This is a genomic window from Nonlabens sp. SCSIO 43208, assembly GCF_050703575.1.
GTDB classification, from domain to species: Bacteria; Bacteroidota; Bacteroidia; order Flavobacteriales; family Flavobacteriaceae; genus Nonlabens; species Nonlabens tegetincola.
In genome coordinates, this window is sequence record NZ_CP065365.1 from 736,593 (window position 1) to 755,894 (window position 19,302).

Here is a 19,302-nt window from a genome sequence, read left to right on the forward strand (position 1 = left end):
AAGATACTTGCTCATGCCCAAAAATACAAATAAACTACAGGCAGAAGATAGCATGGAAAAGAAAATAGTAGCACAACTTACAAGTATTGCGCACCGCATTTTACAAATGAAGAATAAAGAAGATGTGCTCCAGCTTAAAAGTGAAGCGAGAGAATTGTATGAAAAATTAAGTGTACTAGCATTTGTACAAGAGAATTTAGATGCTGGTTCTTTATCTGGCAATGATTCTTCTGAAAAAATCAAAGCTGCCTCACCTACAGATAGTGTTACTACAGATGAAGAGACTGTAAACCTATCTAGTAATAGTGAAAATATTGTTGAAGAAAATACAGCCGCTGTTATTAATGATCAGGATTCTACATCTAACCTACAAAATGAAGTTGAAGATGATACTGTTATTGATAACTATGCCGATGAGAATGAAGATCATGTATTTGCCAGTAATGATTTGAGTGATTTATTTGTTCCTGTTGATGAAGACACCCGTGAAGAGATGGATTTACCTGGTATTAAAACTATCCATAAAATGGTAGAAGAAATGCCCGATGAAGTTCCTGAAGTAGAAATAGAGCTGCCAGACACTCAAAAATACATGAAGAATGATTTTGAAGAAATCACTGCAGACTTTAAAGAAATGCCGGTATTTGAGCGTAAGGTCAACGACACTAATGAAGATAAACCCAAGTCATTAAATGAGCGATTAAATGCTGGAATGAAAATTGGGATGAACGATAGGTTAGGATTTGTTAAACACTTATTTGGTGGTAGTGATCAAGATTTTAATCGAGTGGTCTCTCAATTGAATACGATTCCTAGTTATGATCAAGCCTTACAATTTATTAATACTATGGTTAAACCAGATTATAACAATTGGTCAGGTAAGGAACCGTATGAACAGCGTTTTCTTGAAATAGTAGAACGCAGTTTCTAAAAAATCATATTTTGCCGTTACCCTTATTCTCTAAAACCTTAAGCTTACAAGGATATGATATAGAACAAGCTAAGCTAGAGTATGCTCTATTATCACAAAGTACAGTTCAAGAAATTGAGGATAGAAAAGCAGCAATAGTAGCGCACCATATTACACATAATCCATTTTATTCTTCTATAACTCAAAGTAATGAATGGGATTCATTACCTATTCTCACTAAAAGAGATCTACAACAACCGCTTGAAAAAAGAATAACACCAGGATACAAAAAACTATTTAAAGGAAAAACTAGCGGTAGCAGTGGTCATCCTTTTTATTTTGCCAAGGACAAATATGCCCATGCCATCACTTGGGCAGCTTTTTTTAATGCTTATAATGAACATGATATAAACCTAGATAAAGATTATCAAGCTAGGTTTTATGGGATACCTTTAAGTGGCAAGTCTAGGTATATTGAACTATTAAAAGACTATGTAAGCCAGCGCAAGCGATTTCCTATTTTCAATCTTAATGAAGAGGTCCTTGAGTATTTTATAGATAGATTCAAAAAATCTCCCTTTCAATACATCAATGGTTATACGAGTAGCATTTTATTACTTGCACAATATTGTATCAATAACAATCAGGTATTAAAAAATATATGCCCTACTCTAAAAGCGTGTATTGTTACTAGTGAAATGTTGTTTCCTGATGATCGAATAACGCTAGAAAAGGGTTTAGGTATTCCTATTATTAATGAGTATGGCGCTAGTGAAGTTGGATTGATTGCTATGGAGAATTCAAACAACCTGTTTGTACTTAATAATAACAATCTATTTATTGAAGTAGTTGACGATAACAACAAATCAGTTCTACCAGGTCAAACTGGACGTATATTAATCACCGATTTATATAACAAGGCACATCCTATGATACGCTATGAAATAGGCGATATAGGTAGTATTGAAACCCATTCTAGTGGCAAGTTAATTTTAAAACAATTACAAGGTAGAACAAGCGATGTAGCTAGGTTACCAAGCGGCAAGGTTGTGCCAGGCCTTACCTTTTACTACGTTACAAAAAGTATTATTAATACAGATTCTGATATTCTAGAATTTATTGTAATTCAAACAACTCCTAGTGAATTTGAGATCCAATATGTGAGTAAAAACGAATTGTCTGATTCATTGAAAAGTAACATTCAGCGCTCTATGGATGAATATTTAGAACCTGGTTTATCTGTAATTTTCACAAAAAAAGAATATCTAGATCGTAGTACACGAGGAAAATTAAAACAATTTATAAGCAACGTTCACAGTATTTAGCCTGTCCTTTTTATTCAATGTTATTTCTTACTTTTGTCCGTTGCTATGGGACTTAATCTAGAACAAATACCGAGAGTAAAAACACTTAGTAAAGCAGATTTTATAAAGTATTATTTAAAACCTCAAAAACCAGTTGTAATTGAACAACTTACAGAGGACTGGCCTGCATATGAAAAGTGGAATCTAGAATACATACGTAAAATGGCTGGCGATCAGACTGTGCCACTTTACGATGACAGACCTGTACGACATGATGAAGGTTTTAATCAAGCTCATGCAGAAATGAAAATGACAGATTATATAGATCTGTTACTTGAAAAACCTACCAATTTCAGAATATTTCTTTATAACATTCTTAAAGAAGTACCTGCCTTACAAAAAGACTTTAAATTTCCAGACATTGGCTTAAAGTTGATTAAAGGTTTACCCATGATGTTCTTTGGTGGGACCGATTCAAAAGTGTTTATGCATTTTGATATAGACTTTACAAACATTTTACACTTTCATTTTCACGGTAAAAAACGTTGTATAATTCTACCACCTGATCAATCAAAGTATTTATATAGAGTTCCTCATTCTTTAATTTCTAGAGAAGATATCGATTTTACAAATCCTGATTTTGATAAGTGGCCAGCGCTTAAGCAAGCACAAGGGTATGTATGTGAGCTCAATCATGGTGAGATGTTATATATGCCAGAAGGTTACTGGCATTACATGCACTATTTAACACCAGGGTTTTCAATAAGCTTGCGCAGTTACCCTAGAAAAATTAAAAATCTAGGAAAAGCTCTTTATAATCTACTTATCATGAGACACTATGACAACCTCATGCGCAGGCGTAAAGGTCAAGAATGGATAGATTATAAAAACGAGCAAGCTATCGTACGTACTCATAAAAAATTAGGGATCAAGGTATAAGTTCTTGAATTTTCTCATATACCAAATTACTTTCCCATCCTCGGTAAAGTAGGTAATCAGCAAGTTTTTTACGTCTTTTATACTTATCCTTCTCTTTAAGTTGGTTATTACGCTTTCGCGAAAGCGTATCAAATACATGGTAATAATCCTCTGGTTCAATCTCTTGGAGTCCAACCTTTATGGTTCTATCATTAAGACCTCGCATTTTGAGCTCTCTGATAATTCGTTGTTTTCCCCAACTTTTAATTCTGAACTTGCCTCTGGCAAAAGCACCTGCAAACCTAGTTTCATTCAAAAAGTCGTGTTCTATCAAATGACCAACCACCTCATCGATTGCGAGTTGAATCATGTTCATTTTTCTTAACTTTTCAACTACTTCCTTGTGACAACGTTCCTGATAAGCACAGTATCGTTCTAGGGTGCGTTTTGCCTCCTCAACAGTAAAAGAACCGTGTGTAGGGTTCATAAAACTATATTTCTTTTTTCACTATGGTACTGCTGGCCTGCGCTGTGCACATCATGGTAAGATCGGCAATATTTACATGTGGTGGTCTTGTGATTGCAAACAAAATAGCATCTGCCACGTCTTCTGGTTGTAAAGGCATGTAACCTTTATAGACCTGATCGGCTCGATTAGTATCTCCTTTAAACCTCACCTTGCTAAAATTTGTTTCTACTAATCCTGGGTTCACAGCTCCTACTCTAATACCGTAGGGATTTAAATCCAATCTCATTCCTGTTGTAATTGCATCAACCGCATGTTTACTACCACAGTAAACATTCCCTTTTGGATAAACCTCTTTACCAGCGGTTGATCCTATGTTTATTATATGACCACGGCCTGCGTCTCTCATTTGTGGTATAATAGCCTTGCTTACATAGAGCAATCCCTTTACGTTAATATCCAGCATGGCGTCCCAATCTTCAGTTGAACCTTGATCAATCGCATCAAGACCATGAGCGTTACCAGCGTTATTGATTAAAATATCAATAAAATCAAATGGCTCGTTTGTCAAACTAGCTATTGCCTTGTTGACAGCCACCTGATCTCGTACGTCAAAACTTAATGTTGTAACTGGAACGAGATCTCCTAATTCCTTCTCTAGTTCATTTAACTTTTGGGTGTTACGTCCACATAGAACAAGTGAAAAACCATTTTCTGCTAGCGTAATGGCGGTTGCTAATCCTATTCCACTAGTGGCACCGGTAATTAAAGCTGTCTTCATTTAATTTGTTTTAAACTTCCTTTTTCAAATTCGTTATAATGGATAATTAAAGCTATTATCCTACTAAATAAGGATATGGTAAAGATAAAGTTTTGCCATTCCCGATAAAAAGGTTTAGAAAAGATCTTCCCTTTCATCTAGTTAAAATAGAAAATGACAGTTGAGGTATGTGATTTCACATTTCAGGTAACTCAATTCTTTGTACACATAAGGTAATCACACTTTTGTATCAGAATAAAAACTGAAACCATGAAAATCCTTAATTACCTTATTTTCTTTATAAGTATATCATCAATAGCCCAAACCAGCATTACAGGAACAGTTGTAGAACCAGATGGTACACCAGTTCTAGGTGCCAATGTTTATTTAGAAGGCACCTATGATGGAACGACTACAAACATAGATGGAGCATTTAATTTTACCACTACGCAGACAGGTGCTCATACCCTGGTAATTACATTTATAGGATATGATGAGTTTAGGCATAATGCAAGCGTAGGCCAAATGCAAGAAATCAAAGTACGCTTACGCGAAAGCATGAATTCACTTAACACCGTTGTGATTAGTGCAGGTAGCTTTAGTGCTGGAGATAATTCAAAAACCAACGCTTTAAAACCCTTAGACATTGTTACTACTGCAGGTGCGCTAGGAGATGTTATAGGCGCTTTTCAAACACTTCCTGGAACCAGCGCAAATCCAGATGACGGACGCTTATTCATAAGAGGTGGCCAGGCAGATGAAACACAAATTTTCATCGATGGTAGTAGAGTTTTTCAACCTTTCTTACCCGTTACAGGAAACATTCCTACTCGTGGTAGGTTTTCTCCTTTCTTATTTGATGGCATTTCTTTTTCCACTGGTGGTTACAGTGCGGAATTTGGTAATGCACTGAGCGGAGTTTTACTTCTAAACTCAACCGATCTACCGCTCGAGGAACGTACAGATTTATCTGTCATGACCGTAGGAGCATCAGCTAGTAGAACAGAAATTTGGGATAACGAAAGTATTACTGTAAACGCATCCTACTTTAACCTAGGCCCTTACAACGAGCTCATCCCTCAAAACAATCAGTTTGAAGACCCATATCAATCTCTCGCAGGTGAAGCTGTATATCGTAAAAAAACTAACAAAGGCCTGTTCAAAGCCTATGGAGCCTATTCCTACTCAGATTTTAGTCTCATTCAAGAAGACATTAATTTACCAGATGGAATTTTCTTTGGACTTAATAATAACAATCTTTATGGTAATTTAAATTACGAAGTCGAATTAGGTAACGAGTGGTCATTAGAATCAGGAGCAAGTTTATCCCATGACCGCACCCAATTAAAGATATCAGAAACTAGAATTAGAACACAGCAAAATGCTACCCATTTAAAAGTAAAAACAAACAAACGGTATAGCAATTATTTTAATATGAGTTATGGAGTAGAACAGCTCTCTATTAACACCAATCAAGACGTTGCATTAACTAATGAAAGCTTTAAATCAGGGATCACTTTTTCCAATACTGCTGCCTATGCTGAATCTGAAATATTTGCCAATAAAAGCCTGGCCTTTAAGATAGGCGTACGTGCCGATTATTATGACCACCTACAAAAAGTTAATGTCTCACCTAGATTGAGCGCAGCACTCAGTTTAACTGATCACAGTCAGGTCTCTCTCGCTTATGGTGATTTTTACCAACCGCAAACAGATCAAGCTTTGCAATATGAGTCTAGGCTAGATAATCAAAGAGCAACCCATTTTATAGCTAATTATTTATATAAGAAAAATGGCCGCATGCTACGTATTGAAGCTTATCGTAAAAACTATAACCAGTTATTACGATACGATACGAGCATGCCAGAGATCAATAGTTCATTTAATACAACTGGTGATGGATATGCGCAAGGGTTAGACGTATTTTGGAGAGATGACAAAAGCTTGAAAAATCTTGAGTACTGGGTAAGTTATAGTTATTTAGACACTGAAAGACAATTTAGAAACTTTCCTGAACAGGCAACTCCCAATTTTGCTACCGATCATAATTTGAGTATCGTAACTAAGTATTGGGTAGAAGATTGGAAGTCTCAATTAGGTCTTACTTACAATTTAGCAAGTGGTAGACCTTATACCGATCCCAACAGTAGCGGATTTCAAAACAGCAAGGCAAAATCATTCCAATCTTTAGATATGAGCTGGGCTTACCTCATCGATGATCAAAAAATCTTGTATCTATCTGTAAGCAACGTTTTAGGTCGTGATAATGTATTTGGTTATCAATATAGTAATACACAAAACTCAAATGCGCAATTTGACCGTAGAACTATAGGGCAAGCTGCGGATAGGTTTATTTTCCTTGGATTTTTCTGGACGATAGGTGGTAACGATAATCAATTGGATAATTTATAAGACCAACAACTCAGTACTATTAAATAACAGTTGGGTTAATTACGCTTTCGCGAAAGCGAACTCACACATAAACTTGTATCATATTTAAAACAAAACATTATGAAAACTCTTTATTTACTACTAGTAATATTTATCAGTCAACAAGTCATTGCTCAATCACCTTATGAAAAAGCCATGAACAAAGCATTCACCTCGATGAAAACAGACTTGATTGAAGCCGCACCACAATTTGAACAAATCGCGAGAGTAGAAAAAGAAAATTGGTTACCAACATATTATGCTGCATTTTGCTATTTAAATAGTTCTTGGGGACAAAACCCAAAAGATCAAACTGCACTGTACTTGAAAAAAGCGCAAGAACAAATTGATAATGCCTTGCTAATTTCTCCGGATAATACAGAGGTTATGGTTTTACAAGCACTACTTTATACTGCTTATATAACCATGGATAGTAGCGCTTATGGTATGAAGTTATCACCTAAAGTAACAGCGATCTATGAGAAAGCAATGAAGTTAACACCTAATAATCCACGAGTAGTGACTAGCAGGGCACAATGGTTAATAGGTAGTGCCAAGTTTTTTGGTAAAGACATAACACCTTACTGCAGTCAACTTGATACCGCACTTGAGTTATTTGAAAAAGAAACTCCAGATGGTTATGCACCTAGATGGGGAAAAGAAGGGACTATTGAACAGCTTAAAAATTGTCAATAATACTTATGTAGTATTTTTGAAAAAAACTTTTATGCTAGGTAAAATTGAACATTTAGGTATAGCCGTGAAGGATCTCGATAAAGCAAACGAAACCTATACCAAGTTATTAGGAAGAAAACCTTATAAACAAGAAGAAGTAGCTAGTGAGCACGTTATGACTAGCTTTTTCATGAGCGGTGAGAATAAAATTGAACTTTTGGCCGCTACGCATGAAGACAGCGCTATTTCAAAATACATCGCAAAACGAGGAGAAGGAATACATCATGTGGCTTTTGCTGTTGAAAACATCTATGAAGAACTAGAAAGGCTTAAAAAAGAAGGGTTCACTATTTTAAATGCAGAACCTAAGAAAGGTGCTGATAATAAGCTTATTGCGTTTGTGCATCCAAAAGACAGTAATGGTGTTCTAGTAGAATTATGTCAAGAAATAACAGAATAATTTGCTACAACCGACAAATAGATTAAATTTGCAGTCCTTTTAAAGGAAGAAAGAAATAAAACAACTTCTTTCGGGCCTATAACTCAGTTGGTTAGAGTATCTGACTCATAATCAGAAAGTCCCTGGTTCGAGCCCAGGTGGGCCCACAACTTGAAAAGCCATTCAGTTTACTGAGTGGCTTTTTTGCTTTACAATACTTTATGTAATTAGTTTATAACTCGTTACGTCTGTACTATTTAGTAAAAGACAAAAGGTGACTTAATGCATTACACAAAGAGAAAAACCATTCGTCGACACTTAACTGCCATCCGTCGACACTTAAAAGTGTAGTCATCGATAATAGAGCTGAGATTTTGAGCATACATGCTAATTTGCTGCACAATTTTACCGTTATGAAAGGTCGTTCCCTTAAAATTTTACTTTTAGAAGATAACACTCTAGAAGTTTTGAAAAGTATTCGTAAAAACAGCCCTCAACGAGTAAGTGTTGTTGATATTAAAAAGAACGCTGGAAAAGCAGCTGCAGTTCGTTCAGGTGCTAGATACTTATACAACAGAGAGGATAATGACTATATAGGTTTCATTGATGCAGATTTATCTACCGACTTTAAAGACTTTAAAAAGTTGGTAGATACGTTGCATAATAATGATGAGCTTACAATGGTTTACGGTTCCAGAGGTAAAGGAAATGGTACTATCGAGCGTAATCCGTTGAGATTACTGTTTTCTAAAATCGTGAAAATGTTCATCTTCTTTATTTTAGGTTTATCTATAGAAGACACACAATGCGGAGCCAAAGTGTTTAAAAGAGATATAATTCCATTAGCCTATCAACAAGCATTCTTGACAAGATGGTTATTTGATGTCGAGATCTTTTTGAGACTTAAGAAATATTATGGAAATCATGTCATGAATAAAATGCACGAACAAGCATTAGATAGATGGGTTCACGTTGACGATTCAAAGTTAGGATTAAAGGATGCTTTAAACATACCTCTTCAACTTACTCAAATATTCTACCAGTATAATGTTGTGAATTCGTTTGCTCAGGCACAATTCGCTGTAAATTCAGGCTTCAATGTTAATACAGCAACCTTAATAGAAATGCCAGTAAATACTCCACAAGTAATTGCCGCGTAATTCTATTGAACCACAGTTAATATTAAAAACTTGTTTTATTAGTTTGTAAACTAAAAACATTTATAAAGAATTAATATTAGAACTCTTTTAAATCTCTTTGAAGCGTTTTCAACATTTGTTTCTCTTTCTTAATCTGGTAAGCAATAAATACAATCATTGCAATTGCAATAGGTATGCTTGAAATCCAGGTATATTGAAACCAAAAATCACTTAAATACTTTTTAAAAGTAGGAATAAGCATAACAAATCCTACCCAGTACAGTGTAAGTAGTACCGGTGTCCATACCTGGTGAATTTGTAATCTCAATTGATGTCGGTCTTCATTTAACTGTGTGTACTGCTTTGCGTTCAAAGATGGGTCTATAGGTTTAAATTGCTTAGAAGACTTGATTTCTAAAGCGATACGCACCGCAATAACACCTATCATAAGTAACAGTCCTGCAGTAAATAAAGGCTCGTTTGATGTGGCTGTGTAAATAAAATAAGCTACTAAAATTAGAGCAGTTACAAGTAGTACAGCTATTGTGATGTGTTGTCCTCTTTTAATTTGTGCTAGGGTGTTTGTTGCTTTTGTGGTAATATTTGAATCAGGCTGGGATTTTTGATCCGGCCAGGTTTTAGTTATTTCTTCAAATGTTTTCATGATTGACACATTTAGTAAGTTGTTGTTTAATTCTATTAATTCTAGTGCGCACAGCATTGTGTTTTAATCCTACAATAGCTGCGATTTCTTGCTTTGGCACCTCTTCTAGTTCAAGTAGGAGAATGGACTTATTCACCTTATTAAGCTTATTCATGCATGCGTAAAGTGTTGCATATTGAAGTTCCTTATCTACTGCAGTTTCTACAGCTTGTTCTATCTCATTATCTAAACTCTCTGTTAGTTTATTTTTATTGTCTCGTAAAAACTGCAAGCAGGTATTTACAGCAATACGGTACAACCAAGTAGAACGTTTTGCGGTTCCTTTAAAGGAATTCCAGTGTTGCCAGACTTTCATAAAAACCTCTTGTTGTAAGTCTGTAGCTAGTGGTTGATTTCCTTTTACATACCCTAAACAGAGTCGGTGGACTTTATCGACATTATCGTGGTAAAGTTGTTCAAATGCTTTTTGCTGGTCGGTTATCATCAGTCTAAAATAGCTTGTAATTTCTCATTTAACCAATCTGGAGCATCGTACATAATAAAATGCTTAGAGTCTGCCTTGATATGAAAGTCATAATTATTCAAGTTACTGTACTGATTTTTATAAGTTTGAGTTGCTCCTTCTACACCATAGGGTTGTCCTGCGGCTAGAATGGTTACAGGAATAGTTATTTGCTTAAGTAGTGGTCGTACATCTAGTTTTAAATAATCCGTATATCCATGGACATAGGATTTGCGATCGCATTTTTTGATGGACTTAGCAACCAGGTTTTGATGTTCTGGTGAGCTTGTCATTCCTTGTGCCATCATCACTGCCATCTGACTGAATTGTTCATCAGTCATAGTTAGCATTTGTTTGTTGTAAGGGCTGTCATAGGTAAGTGTACTAGGATCCACTCCAGGAAACATAAGCGCTGCCGTACCAGGTAATCCATCAATAACCACTACTTGTTTGACGTTCAAGTTTTCTTGAGCAGCTAACCATGTGGCAATGGTACCACCCATGCTATGACCTACAACAGTCCATTCTTCACTGTTGTTTTGAGCTATATAGGATTTAATTTCCTTTAAAACCCTAGGTAACCACAACGAGTCAATCGGTTGAACCTGACCAAAACCAGCATAATCTATTAAATGTAATTCGTTATGGTCTTTGAATTCAGTTATTACAGAATCCCAAACTGTGTGGTCACTTGCAAACCCAGGTAAAAGTAGAACAGGTTTTCCAGAGCCTTTTACGGTGGTTTTGATAGCGTTTTGGGCATCGCTGTGAGAAAAAATAAATAATGCTATAGCGAAAAGAATAATGCGTTTCATAATGATGTTTTTAATTGTTATTCACCCTTATGATGTAACTTCTTTAAAATGTTACATGACTATTTTAAAAATTTATGTTTTAGATACTCCGCTTTCGCGAAAGCGTACTAAAATAAAAGCAAATGAATAATCATTTTGTTATTAAGCCTGTATACAAATCCGAAAACTCTATAACCTATTCAAAAGATTTTTATACTTAACTAACTCCTTTTTGGAAATAGAATTTGTTACAGTTAAAGCTGAATAATTAGATAAGCCGAAAAGTATATGATCTACGATCTGCTTTCTATGCTCAACTGCTTGTATACGCATAACCGATTTATACACCATGTTTGGATTGTGTATAAAACACATTACGATGGCATCACTAGTTAACTCGTTAGCGGAACTTGAGTCTGCAATCATGGTTTGTATAAATAAATGAAGAAGCTCTATGTCTTTAGTGTTCTTAAAGTATTCAGGTATAAATTCTAAAACATAATTATATCTAGAGTCGCTGTAAAAAGCGGCTTTTTGAAATGATTCCTTAATGAGAATTTGGTTTTTTGTTGCTAAAGATTTGTTTGCTTTTTCTCGAAGGTCTTTATAGTTTTTAAGAGTCTTTTCGATAAGGTCCTTTTGATATTGTTCACTAAGTTCTTCAACCGGTTGTATGCGGCTTTTATGAACAAATCCTGATATGTTTTTGTTTTTCCAGGTTTGTACATAAAACCAATTTGTTGTGTCAGTCGCATAGAACTCAAAGAAGTCTTCATTATAAAGAGTGTCTTTTACTTTCGTTTGTAATCCAGCTGATTCTCGGACAAGAGTATAACCATCTACATCTTTGATAATCCCTATATGGCTTTGAGCACTGGTGTTATAAAAAACCGAAAATGAGATCCACAAAATACAGCTGAATATCTTCATTATTACTTGCTAGTTAATTCTATCCAAACCATTAATTAAGTGCTTTTTTATATACGTCACTTGTTTATAAATTCCAACAAATAGTAACAGCAAGAAAAACACATATAATCCAATTAATGCCAATACCAAATAAACAAATGTGTCATCAATTTCTAAATTTACAGCGCAATAAACTAGGAGCAGCAAAAAGAATGTAGAAATGGCATAAAAAGAAACTCTAATTTTTCGAGTTCTGTGGTAAGACACTTGTACAATTGACTTATAGTCATGGACAGGTTCAATTCTACCCAATGCAAACACATAATCTCCTATGGAATTCTTTTTAAAAACAGATGATTTTGGCCTCAACGTAAATTCCCTACCATAATAGCCGTGAATAAAACCCGTAAAGGGTTGATGAGTGGTAAACATCTTCTTAAAACTTTCATTTTGTGAACACAAGGAATTAATGTGGTCGCTTATCGTTTTATCTGATAGATCAAAACTACTTTTCCTATTTATAGGAGAACCAGTAAATAATAGTAAAAAGAGTTCTTTGAACAACATTTATCGCAGTTAATTAATATCATTCTATTTTTTAAGAACTTATTCTATTATAATTTTTTTAGATTTAGTTCCCGTATTCAAAACGGCTTGTAGAATGTAAACTCCGGTTGACAAATTTGTAGTTGTAATTCTAGGATCAAATGATTCGTAAACAAGTTTTCCTGACATTTCAAACAATCGTAACTCTTTAAACGTAGTATCATTGTCAAATGTAAGATATAATTCATCTCCATCATTATCTACTATCACATCAAAGCTCGTAGTGTTTTCGGCTGAACTTTTAAATTTGAAAACTCTAGCATAGCCATTTTCGCTTGAATTTGAACTTGAATTGCGAGATGGCGATCCAATCGCTACAGTCAAGCCATCTGAAGATAAGCTTGTACTCCACCCGTTAAAATCATTAGAGAATTTACCGTAAATATTATTACCCACTTGAACCCAATTATCATTCTCAAAACGATATAGTTTTACTAGTCCTGCACGAAAAGCAACATCTTGATTGAAACTTTCATCAATAACCAAAAAATTTCCATTATCAGATAGGTTTACACTACCACCGTTTCCAGATTCAGAATGGCTTCCATTAATACTTTGACCCATTTGAATCCATTCATTCATAGTTTTCCTGAAAACCCTAGTTTGACCCGTGCTTTCTCCATTAACAGTAGCGGTTCGTGCTCCTACTGCCAATATATTACCGTCTGAAGACAATGAAACACTTGTTCCAAAGTAGTCTCCTGGATAGTTCCCTTTAATTTCTTCGCCATAAGGAACCCAATTATTGTTTATATAGTGAAAAACCCTGACGTGTCCAGATGCGCTTCCAGCCGCATCATTTAATTCGCTGCCTATAGCGATGATATTTCCATCTGAGGATAAACTTAGACTTACACCTGACTGATCAAATGCTTGTGCTCCAAGAATTCTTTCACCCATATTCCTCCAAACATTAGATTCAATTTTATAAACAGTCACATGCCCAGAACTAGTGCCATTATAATTACTATATGGGGCTCCAATCGCAACGATAGTTCCGTCATCATTAAGTTCTAGTGACCAACCACTTAAAAACCCTCTATTTTCACCGTAAATAGTATTTCCATACTGAACCCAACTATTTTGAATATATTTAAAAACCCTTACGGCTCCAGCATTAAAAATAAACTGACGGAGGCCATGGCTACTTATTGCTAAGGTAGTACCATCTGAAGAAAGAGAAAGATTAGTACCGCTTAATTCGTTTGGAAACTCACCGTAAATAGTCTGCCCCATTTGAACCCAATTTCCAGATTTGTTTTCAAAAATTCTTACCATTCCAGAGACATCTCCATTATCACTATTTCCAGGAGATCCAACAGCAATAATCTTTCCATTAGAAGATAAACTAACAGCATTTCCACAAGATTCACTATAACTCAGTCCAACGATATCCTCACCTACTTGTATTTGTGCAAAACTAAGTTTAAAGGTGAAAAACAAACATAGGCTGAACGTAAGCAACAATCTTTTAAATCCCATAGGCATAAAGATAAGGTTTCTTAAACTCATGCACGTATTTGGACTATTTAAGCCTTAATAAAAATGAAACCGCTCCCAAATTGGGAGCGGTCTTAAGTTGTATTATGAAAGAAAAACTTACTAGTTATTCAATGCCTCTGCACCACCAACGATTTCAAGAATCTCATTAGTAATAGCAGCTTGTCTAGCTTTGTTGTAGGTTAATTTCAACTGATCTCTAAGTTCAGTAGCGTTATCTGTAGCTTTGTGCATTGCAGTCATACGTGCACCATGCTCACTTGCCCATGAATCACGTACTGCTTTATAAAGCTGTGTTTTTAGTGATTTAGGTATAAGTTCCTCAATGATTTCTTCTTTAGAAGGCTCAAAGATGTAATCCATCTCTTTTTGAGCAGCGATAGCTTCTTCGTCTTTGGCTACTGGTGCAAGTGGTAAGAAATCTTCAGTTCTTACTATTTGTGTTGCCGCATTTTTAAAGCTGTTATAAACTAGGATGATTTTATCAAAGTCTCCGTTCTTGAACAACTCCATCAATTCTTCTGCAATTGCAGCGACATTTTCAAAAGAAATGTTGTCAAACAAATCACTTTTGTTAGATTGAACTGTGTCGTTCTTACTTACAAAGTCGTTTGCTTTCTTCCCTATCGTCATGTATGAAACTGCCACACCATTAAGCTCTTCTTGATTCAAACGAACTAACTCTTTTATGATGTTTGAATTAAAAGCACCAGCCAGACCACGATTAGAAGTAATAGCTACTACTAAAGCCTTTTCAACTGGTCGTTGAATAGAATAAGCACTCGCAGAATCACCTTCTAGCGTAGCGCTTAAATTTTGTAGCATTTCAGTAAGTTTATCAGAATAAGGACGCATTGCTGTAATGGCATCTTGGGCCTTTTTAAGCTTTGCTGCACTCACCATCTTCATTGCACTAGTAATTTGCATGGTTGAAGATACCGAGGATATTCTGTTTCTTATTTCTTTTAGGTTTGCCATAGTTTATTAAGAAAAGAGATAAGGAGAAAAGAAACAAGAGAGGTTCTCTTGTTTCTTTTTCTTTATTCTATTAGTAACGTGCTGAAAGATCTTTTGCTACTGCTGTTAATACGTCAATAGCTTCATCAGTTAATTTTCCAGCCTTAAGAGTATCTAGAGTATCTCTATGCTTTGCATTAAGTAATTCTAAATAATCTCTTTCAAATTCTTTTACTTTCTCTACAGGTACATTTCTTAACAAGTTCTTTGAACCAGCATAGATAATTGCAACCTGATCTTCTACCGTGTAAGGTGAGTTTTGAGCTTGCTTTAAGATCTCTACGTTACGTCTACCCTTTTCAATTACGTTAAGTGTAGCAGCATCAAGATCAGAACCAAACTTAGCAAATGCTTCAAGTTCACGGAACTGTGCTTGGTCAAGCTTAAGAGTACCCGACACTTTTTTCATAGACTTAATTTGTGCACTACCACCTACACGAGATACCGAAATACCTACGTTAATTGCTGGACGCACACCAGAGTTAAATAAATCTGATTCTAAGAAAATCTGACCGTCAGTAATCGAAATTACGTTTGTAGGAATATAAGCAGAAACGTCACCAGCCTGAGTTTCAATAATAGGAAGTGCAGTAAGAGAACCACCACCTTTTACGATAGGCTTAAGACTTTCTGGCAAGTCATTCATATTTTTTGCGATATCATCATCTGCAATAACTTTTGCAGCACGCTCTAATAATCTAGAGTGTAGGTAGAAAACGTCTCCTGGATACGCCTCACGTCCTGGTGGACGACGTAATAAAAGAGATACCTCACGATATGCAACAGCTTGTTTAGATAAATCATCATATACAATAAGAGCAGGACGACCTGTATCACGGAAGTACTCACCTATTGCTGCACCAGCAAATGGAGCATATACCTGCATTGGAGCAGGATCAGAAGCATTTGCAGCAACGATGGTAGTATAAGCTAGGGCACCAGCATCTTCTAGTACCTTAGCAATGTTAGCTACTGTAGAAGCCTTTTGACCAACAGCTACATAAATACAATATACTGGCTCACCAGCATCGTAAAACTCCTTTTGGTTAAGGATTGTATCAATACATACTGTTGATTTACCAGTCTGACGGTCACCAATTACAAGCTCACGCTGTCCACGACCTACAGGAATCATGGCGTCAATTGACTTAATACCTGTTTGCATTGGTTCGTTTACAGGTTGACGATAGATAACCCCAGGAGCTTTACGCTCAAGTGGCATTTCATAAAGGTCTCCTTCAATAGCTCCTTTACCATCTATAGGCTCACCTAGTGTGTTTACCACACGACCTACAATACCTTCACCTACTTTGATAGATGCAATACGTTGTGTTCTTTTTACCGTATCACCTTCTTTGATTTCCTGTGATGGGCCTAAAAGTACCACACCTACGTTATCCTCTTCAAGGTTTAATACGATTCCTTCCATTCCTGTTTCAAAAGAAACAAGTTCTCCATATTGAGCGTTTGAAAGACCATAAACACGTGCGATACCGTCACCTACAGTAAGAACAGTTCCCACTTCATCAAGAGATGCAGTTGCATCAAATCCTGATAATTGTTGCTTAAGTATTGCAGATACTTCTGCTGGATTTACTTCTGCCATGTTATTGTTTTTATTCTATGTTTAAACCTTGCGGTTTTTACTTTTCTATTAAGTTGTAGTAAGTACGCTTTTGCGAAAGCAGACTAACCACAGATATTATTATTTATTGAGCAAACTCTCTTTTTAACGCACTGAATTTGTTTGTAACACTAGCGTTAATTTCCTTATCACCTACTCTTAAAATGAAACCACCTAGTATAGATGAATCTATTTTTTTCTCTAAAGTTACCTCTTTACCAGCAAGTTCGGTTGCCTTAGCAAGTATTTTTGCTTCTAAGTCTGCTGTAATTTCTACGGCAGTTGTGACTGTAGCAATCTCGCGCTTGTTCATCTCTTCAAATAAGAAGATGTAACGTGTAGCAACATCAGCAAGGATATCAGCTCTTTTATTGTCCACTAATAGATCAAATGACCCCATAGTTATCGCTCCCGAATCCTTAAAAACTTGACGTAATGCATTACGTTTTTGCTCCGTCTTAATTAAAGGACTAGATAGAAACTGGCTGAGCTCCTTATTATTTGCTAGCGTGGCTAGTATGGTTTTCATGTCATCATTCACAGCAGCCGCCTCGTTCTTCTCAACCGCAAGATTAAGAATAGCTTTTGCGTATCGTGATGCAGCTCTTGATAATTTCATAATTCCTAGATATTAGCTTCAGTAAGCATTTTATCAATTAAAGCTAGTTGCGCATCTTTCTCAGATAATTCTTTACGAGTTACCTTTTCAGCGATATCAACAGAAAGTTCAGCTACTTGTGTTTTAATATCAGCAAGTGCAGCTTTCTTTTCAGCTTCAATAGTTTCTTGAGCTTGTGCGATAATTTTATCAGCCTTTTCTTGAGCTTCAGTGCTTGCCTCGGCAATCATTTTTTCTTTGATCTCACGAGCTTCTTTAAGCATAGTATCTCTTTGAGCACGAGCCTCGGCAGCAGCAGCTTCATTTGAAGCCTCAAGCTTTTTCATTTCAAGCTTTGCGTTTTCTGCAGCAGCAAGTGCCTCACTGATTCCTTGCTCACGATCATCTAATGAATTGATGATTGGTTTCCATGCAAATTTCCCTAATAATACTACTAATATGATAAGGATTATCGCTTGCATGATAAACAAGCCTGGAGAAAAGTCGTTTAAAAGAGTTTCCATTTATAGTTATTCTAAAATTTGAGTTTAATTCTAATTTTAAAACACATCCTGTAACCAACCGTTACAGGAATGTGTTCTATTTTTTAATGATTACTTACCTAAGATAAGTGCACCAAATGCAAGTCCTTCAAGAAGTGCACCGATGATGATCATCGCAGTTTGGATTTTTCCAGCTGCTTCAGGTTGACGAGCGATAGCTTCCATCGCTTTTCCACCGATTTGACCAAGACCGATACCACCACCGATAACGATAAGACCAGCTCCAATTAAATTGTACATAACAATTGATTTAAAAATTAAACAAAACGTTCTCTAGTTTCCTCAACCTCACCTTGAGTTAAGATCTCATCCTCATGTTCTTCATCATGATGATGATCGTGTTCTTCAACGGCCATACCGATGAATAACGAACTTAACATTGTAAAAATGAAGGCCTGTAAGAAAGCCACTAATAATTCTATTACCATAATGAATAACGCTAGAACTAATGAAAGTCCTGTTGAACCTACTGGTCCAAAACTTTCCTTCAAGGTTATCATAAGGGCTATAAGACTCATCACCACAAAGTGACCAGCTGTAATATTTGCAAACAAACGCACTAAAAGTGAGAACGGCTTAATAAGCACGTATCCTACTAATTCTATAACGGCAAGAATTGGTCTAAGTAAAACTGGAACACCTGGCATCCATAAAGTGTGACCCCAAAATTCTTTTGTACCACTAAATAGGTAAATAATTGCAGTGAATATTGCAAGACATGCTGTAACTGCAATTTGACCTGTTACATTAAATCCTATAGGAGTAAGTCCTAATAAATTCAAAATCCAGATGAAGAAAAATACCGTTAATAAATAAGGCATAAATCTTCTATACTTTTTCTCTCCTATGTTAGGACGAGCGATTTCATCACGCACATAGATTACTAGAGGCTCTAGCACTCTACCAAATCCAGTTGGGATGTTTTTCTTTTTATACTGCTTAGCTAGTCCACCAAACAATAAAAGTAATATCAAACCAGTAACTAAAATTCCGAATACAGATTTTGTGATTGAAAAGTCAAGTACCTTGTGCGCATTAGTCGGGTGATGCTCTTCATCAAAAGCTACAGTAGTAGCTCCATTATCTAACTCATAGATTTTACTATGAAGTTTAGTTAAGGTAACTCCACCTTTTTGAACGAGTTTTTTACCATCATCATCATGTTCAAATTCAGAAGACATGAAAGTTTTTAAACCTTCACTAGTCCAAACAATTACGGGAAGTGGAAATCCTACATGCTTGCGTTCACCAGCATCGTTTGTATACGAAAACAGGTGAAAATCGTGAGCATCCTTCAAGTGATGCTTAATGTAAGCGTTAATTTCTTCTTTAGAATTTACTCTACCGCCATCGGCCTCAGTAGTATGGTTGTCGTGACCATGATCTTCTTGAGCATTAACTGTTCCTGAAAAGACAGTAAAAAGTAAAGCAAAAAAAGCTGTTTTAATATAAGCTCTGTACATGTATTACACCTTAAATAGTTA

At 35.8% G+C, this 19,302-nt stretch carries 22 protein-coding genes and 1 tRNA gene; 9 read left to right on the forward strand and 14 right to left on the reverse strand.

Annotated elements, in window-relative coordinates:
- Nucleotides 1–13: 13 nt before the first annotated feature.
- Genes I5168_RS03580 through I5168_RS03590 form a run of 3 tightly spaced genes read left to right on the forward strand, consistent with a single transcriptional unit; the run spans nt 14 to nt 3,153 of the window.
- Nucleotides 14–931 (forward strand): hypothetical protein, encoded by a 918-nt coding sequence (locus tag I5168_RS03580; protein WP_431472437.1) that lies wholly within the window; start codon nt 14–16, stop codon nt 929–931.
- 11 nt (nt 932–942) lie between these two features.
- On the forward strand, nt 943–2,235 hold the full coding sequence (locus I5168_RS03585; RefSeq protein ID WP_431472438.1) for a phenylacetate--CoA ligase family protein: 1,293 nt from the start codon (nt 943–945) through the stop codon (nt 2,233–2,235).
- A 45-nt stretch (nt 2,236–2,280) separates the two neighbouring features.
- Nucleotides 2,281–3,153: a cupin-like domain-containing protein gene (locus I5168_RS03590; protein ID WP_431472439.1), complete on the forward strand. Its 873-nt coding sequence runs from the start codon at nt 2,281–2,283 to the stop codon at nt 3,151–3,153.
- Here the strand turns inward: I5168_RS03590 and I5168_RS03595 are convergent.
- Together I5168_RS03595 and I5168_RS03600 are read right to left on the reverse strand one after the other, a co-directional pair.
- The gene (locus I5168_RS03595) at nt 3,143–3,619 is read right to left on the reverse strand and encodes a regulatory protein RecX (protein ID WP_085775486.1); all 477 of its coding nucleotides are present in this window, start codon (nt 3,617–3,619) and stop codon (nt 3,143–3,145) included. The two genes, I5168_RS03590 and I5168_RS03595, sit on opposite strands and share 11 nt — an antisense overlap.
- Nucleotides 3,620–3,623: 4 nt before the next feature.
- Nucleotides 3,624–4,379 carry an SDR family NAD(P)-dependent oxidoreductase gene (locus I5168_RS03600; RefSeq protein WP_042276612.1) on the reverse strand — a complete coding sequence of 252 codons (756 nt, stop codon included), beginning with the start codon at nt 4,377–4,379 and terminating at the stop codon, nt 3,624–3,626.
- A 249-nt stretch (nt 4,380–4,628) separates the two neighbouring features.
- Here I5168_RS03600 and I5168_RS03605 point away from each other — a divergent pair, with 249 nt between their 5' ends.
- From I5168_RS03605 to I5168_RS03625, 5 genes are all read left to right on the forward strand, one after another.
- Nucleotides 4,629–6,770, forward strand: a complete 2,142-nt coding sequence (locus I5168_RS03605; protein ID WP_431472440.1) for a TonB-dependent receptor — start codon at nt 4,629–4,631, stop codon at nt 6,768–6,770.
- 99 nt (nt 6,771–6,869) lie between these two features.
- Nucleotides 6,870–7,484: a tetratricopeptide repeat protein gene (locus I5168_RS03610; protein ID WP_431472441.1), complete on the forward strand. Its 615-nt coding sequence runs from the start codon at nt 6,870–6,872 to the stop codon at nt 7,482–7,484.
- A gap of 31 nt (nt 7,485–7,515) precedes the next feature.
- Nucleotides 7,516–7,923, forward strand: coding sequence for a methylmalonyl-CoA epimerase (mce, locus tag I5168_RS03615; protein WP_042276616.1), 408 nt, complete (start codon nt 7,516–7,518; stop codon nt 7,921–7,923).
- A 72-nt stretch (nt 7,924–7,995) separates the two neighbouring features.
- A tRNA-Ile gene (locus I5168_RS03620) sits at nt 7,996–8,069 on the forward strand.
- Between the two features lie 246 nt (nt 8,070–8,315).
- Nucleotides 8,316–9,062 carry a glycosyltransferase gene (locus tag I5168_RS03625; protein ID WP_431472442.1) on the forward strand — a complete coding sequence of 249 codons (747 nt, stop codon included), beginning with the start codon at nt 8,316–8,318 and terminating at the stop codon, nt 9,060–9,062.
- A gap of 76 nt (nt 9,063–9,138) precedes the next feature.
- Here I5168_RS03625 and I5168_RS03630 read toward each other — a convergent pair whose 3' ends face one another.
- Genes I5168_RS03630 through I5168_RS03640 form a run of 3 tightly spaced genes read right to left on the reverse strand, consistent with a single transcriptional unit; the run spans nt 9,139 to nt 11,022 of the window.
- Nucleotides 9,139–9,705 carry a hypothetical protein gene (locus I5168_RS03630; RefSeq protein ID WP_431472443.1) on the reverse strand — a complete coding sequence of 189 codons (567 nt, stop codon included), beginning with the start codon at nt 9,703–9,705 and terminating at the stop codon, nt 9,139–9,141.
- Nucleotides 9,692–10,189 (reverse strand): RNA polymerase sigma factor, encoded by a 498-nt coding sequence (locus I5168_RS03635; protein WP_431472444.1) that lies wholly within the window; start codon nt 10,187–10,189, stop codon nt 9,692–9,694. Before I5168_RS03635 ends, I5168_RS03630 begins: the two co-directional genes overlap by 14 nt.
- Nucleotides 10,189–11,022, reverse strand: a complete 834-nt coding sequence (locus I5168_RS03640) for an alpha/beta fold hydrolase (protein WP_431472445.1) — start codon at nt 11,020–11,022, stop codon at nt 10,189–10,191. The genes I5168_RS03635 and I5168_RS03640 overlap by 1 nt, the downstream gene beginning before the upstream one ends.
- A 1-nt stretch (nt 11,023) precedes the next feature.
- Between I5168_RS03640 and I5168_RS03645 the strand changes: the two genes are divergently transcribed.
- Complete coding sequence (locus tag I5168_RS03645) at nt 11,024–11,152, forward strand: hypothetical protein (RefSeq protein ID WP_431472446.1); 129 nt, start codon at nt 11,024–11,026, stop codon at nt 11,150–11,152.
- Nucleotides 11,153–11,190: 38 nt separating this feature from the next.
- On the opposite strand, the gene I5168_RS03650 is transcribed toward I5168_RS03645, so the two are convergent.
- From I5168_RS03650 to atpB, 9 genes are all read right to left on the reverse strand, one after another.
- A complete protein-coding gene (locus I5168_RS03650; protein ID WP_431472447.1) occupies nt 11,191–11,931 on the reverse strand; it encodes an SH3 domain-containing protein in 741 nt (246 codons plus the stop codon).
- A gap of 9 nt (nt 11,932–11,940) precedes the next feature.
- Complete coding sequence (locus I5168_RS03655; protein WP_431472448.1) at nt 11,941–12,477, reverse strand: hypothetical protein; 537 nt, start codon at nt 12,475–12,477, stop codon at nt 11,941–11,943.
- A gap of 39 nt (nt 12,478–12,516) precedes the next feature.
- Entirely contained in the window at nt 12,517–14,028 is a 1,512-nt protein-coding gene (locus I5168_RS03660) for a T9SS type A sorting domain-containing protein (protein WP_431472449.1), read from the reverse strand.
- A gap of 90 nt (nt 14,029–14,118) precedes the next feature.
- A complete protein-coding gene (gene atpG, locus I5168_RS03665; protein ID WP_167342797.1) occupies nt 14,119–14,994 on the reverse strand; it encodes an ATP synthase F1 subunit gamma in 876 nt (291 codons plus the stop codon).
- A 70-nt stretch (nt 14,995–15,064) separates the two neighbouring features.
- Nucleotides 15,065–16,639, reverse strand: a complete 1,575-nt coding sequence (atpA, locus tag I5168_RS03670; protein ID WP_042276664.1) for a F0F1 ATP synthase subunit alpha — start codon at nt 16,637–16,639, stop codon at nt 15,065–15,067.
- Nucleotides 16,640–16,742: 103 nt separating this feature from the next.
- The gene (atpH, locus tag I5168_RS03675) at nt 16,743–17,276 is read right to left on the reverse strand and encodes an ATP synthase F1 subunit delta (RefSeq protein ID WP_042276666.1); all 534 of its coding nucleotides are present in this window, start codon (nt 17,274–17,276) and stop codon (nt 16,743–16,745) included.
- A gap of 5 nt (nt 17,277–17,281) precedes the next feature.
- Nucleotides 17,282–17,779 carry a F0F1 ATP synthase subunit B gene (locus tag I5168_RS03680; protein WP_042276668.1) on the reverse strand — a complete coding sequence of 166 codons (498 nt, stop codon included), beginning with the start codon at nt 17,777–17,779 and terminating at the stop codon, nt 17,282–17,284.
- A gap of 90 nt (nt 17,780–17,869) precedes the next feature.
- Nucleotides 17,870–18,058 (reverse strand): ATP synthase F0 subunit C, encoded by a 189-nt coding sequence (gene atpE / locus I5168_RS03685; protein ID WP_041495483.1) that lies wholly within the window; start codon nt 18,056–18,058, stop codon nt 17,870–17,872.
- A 17-nt stretch (nt 18,059–18,075) separates the two neighbouring features.
- Nucleotides 18,076–19,281: a F0F1 ATP synthase subunit A gene (gene atpB, locus I5168_RS03690; protein WP_431472450.1), complete on the reverse strand. Its 1,206-nt coding sequence runs from the start codon at nt 19,279–19,281 to the stop codon at nt 18,076–18,078.
- Between the last annotated feature and the right edge of the window lie 21 nt (nt 19,282–19,302).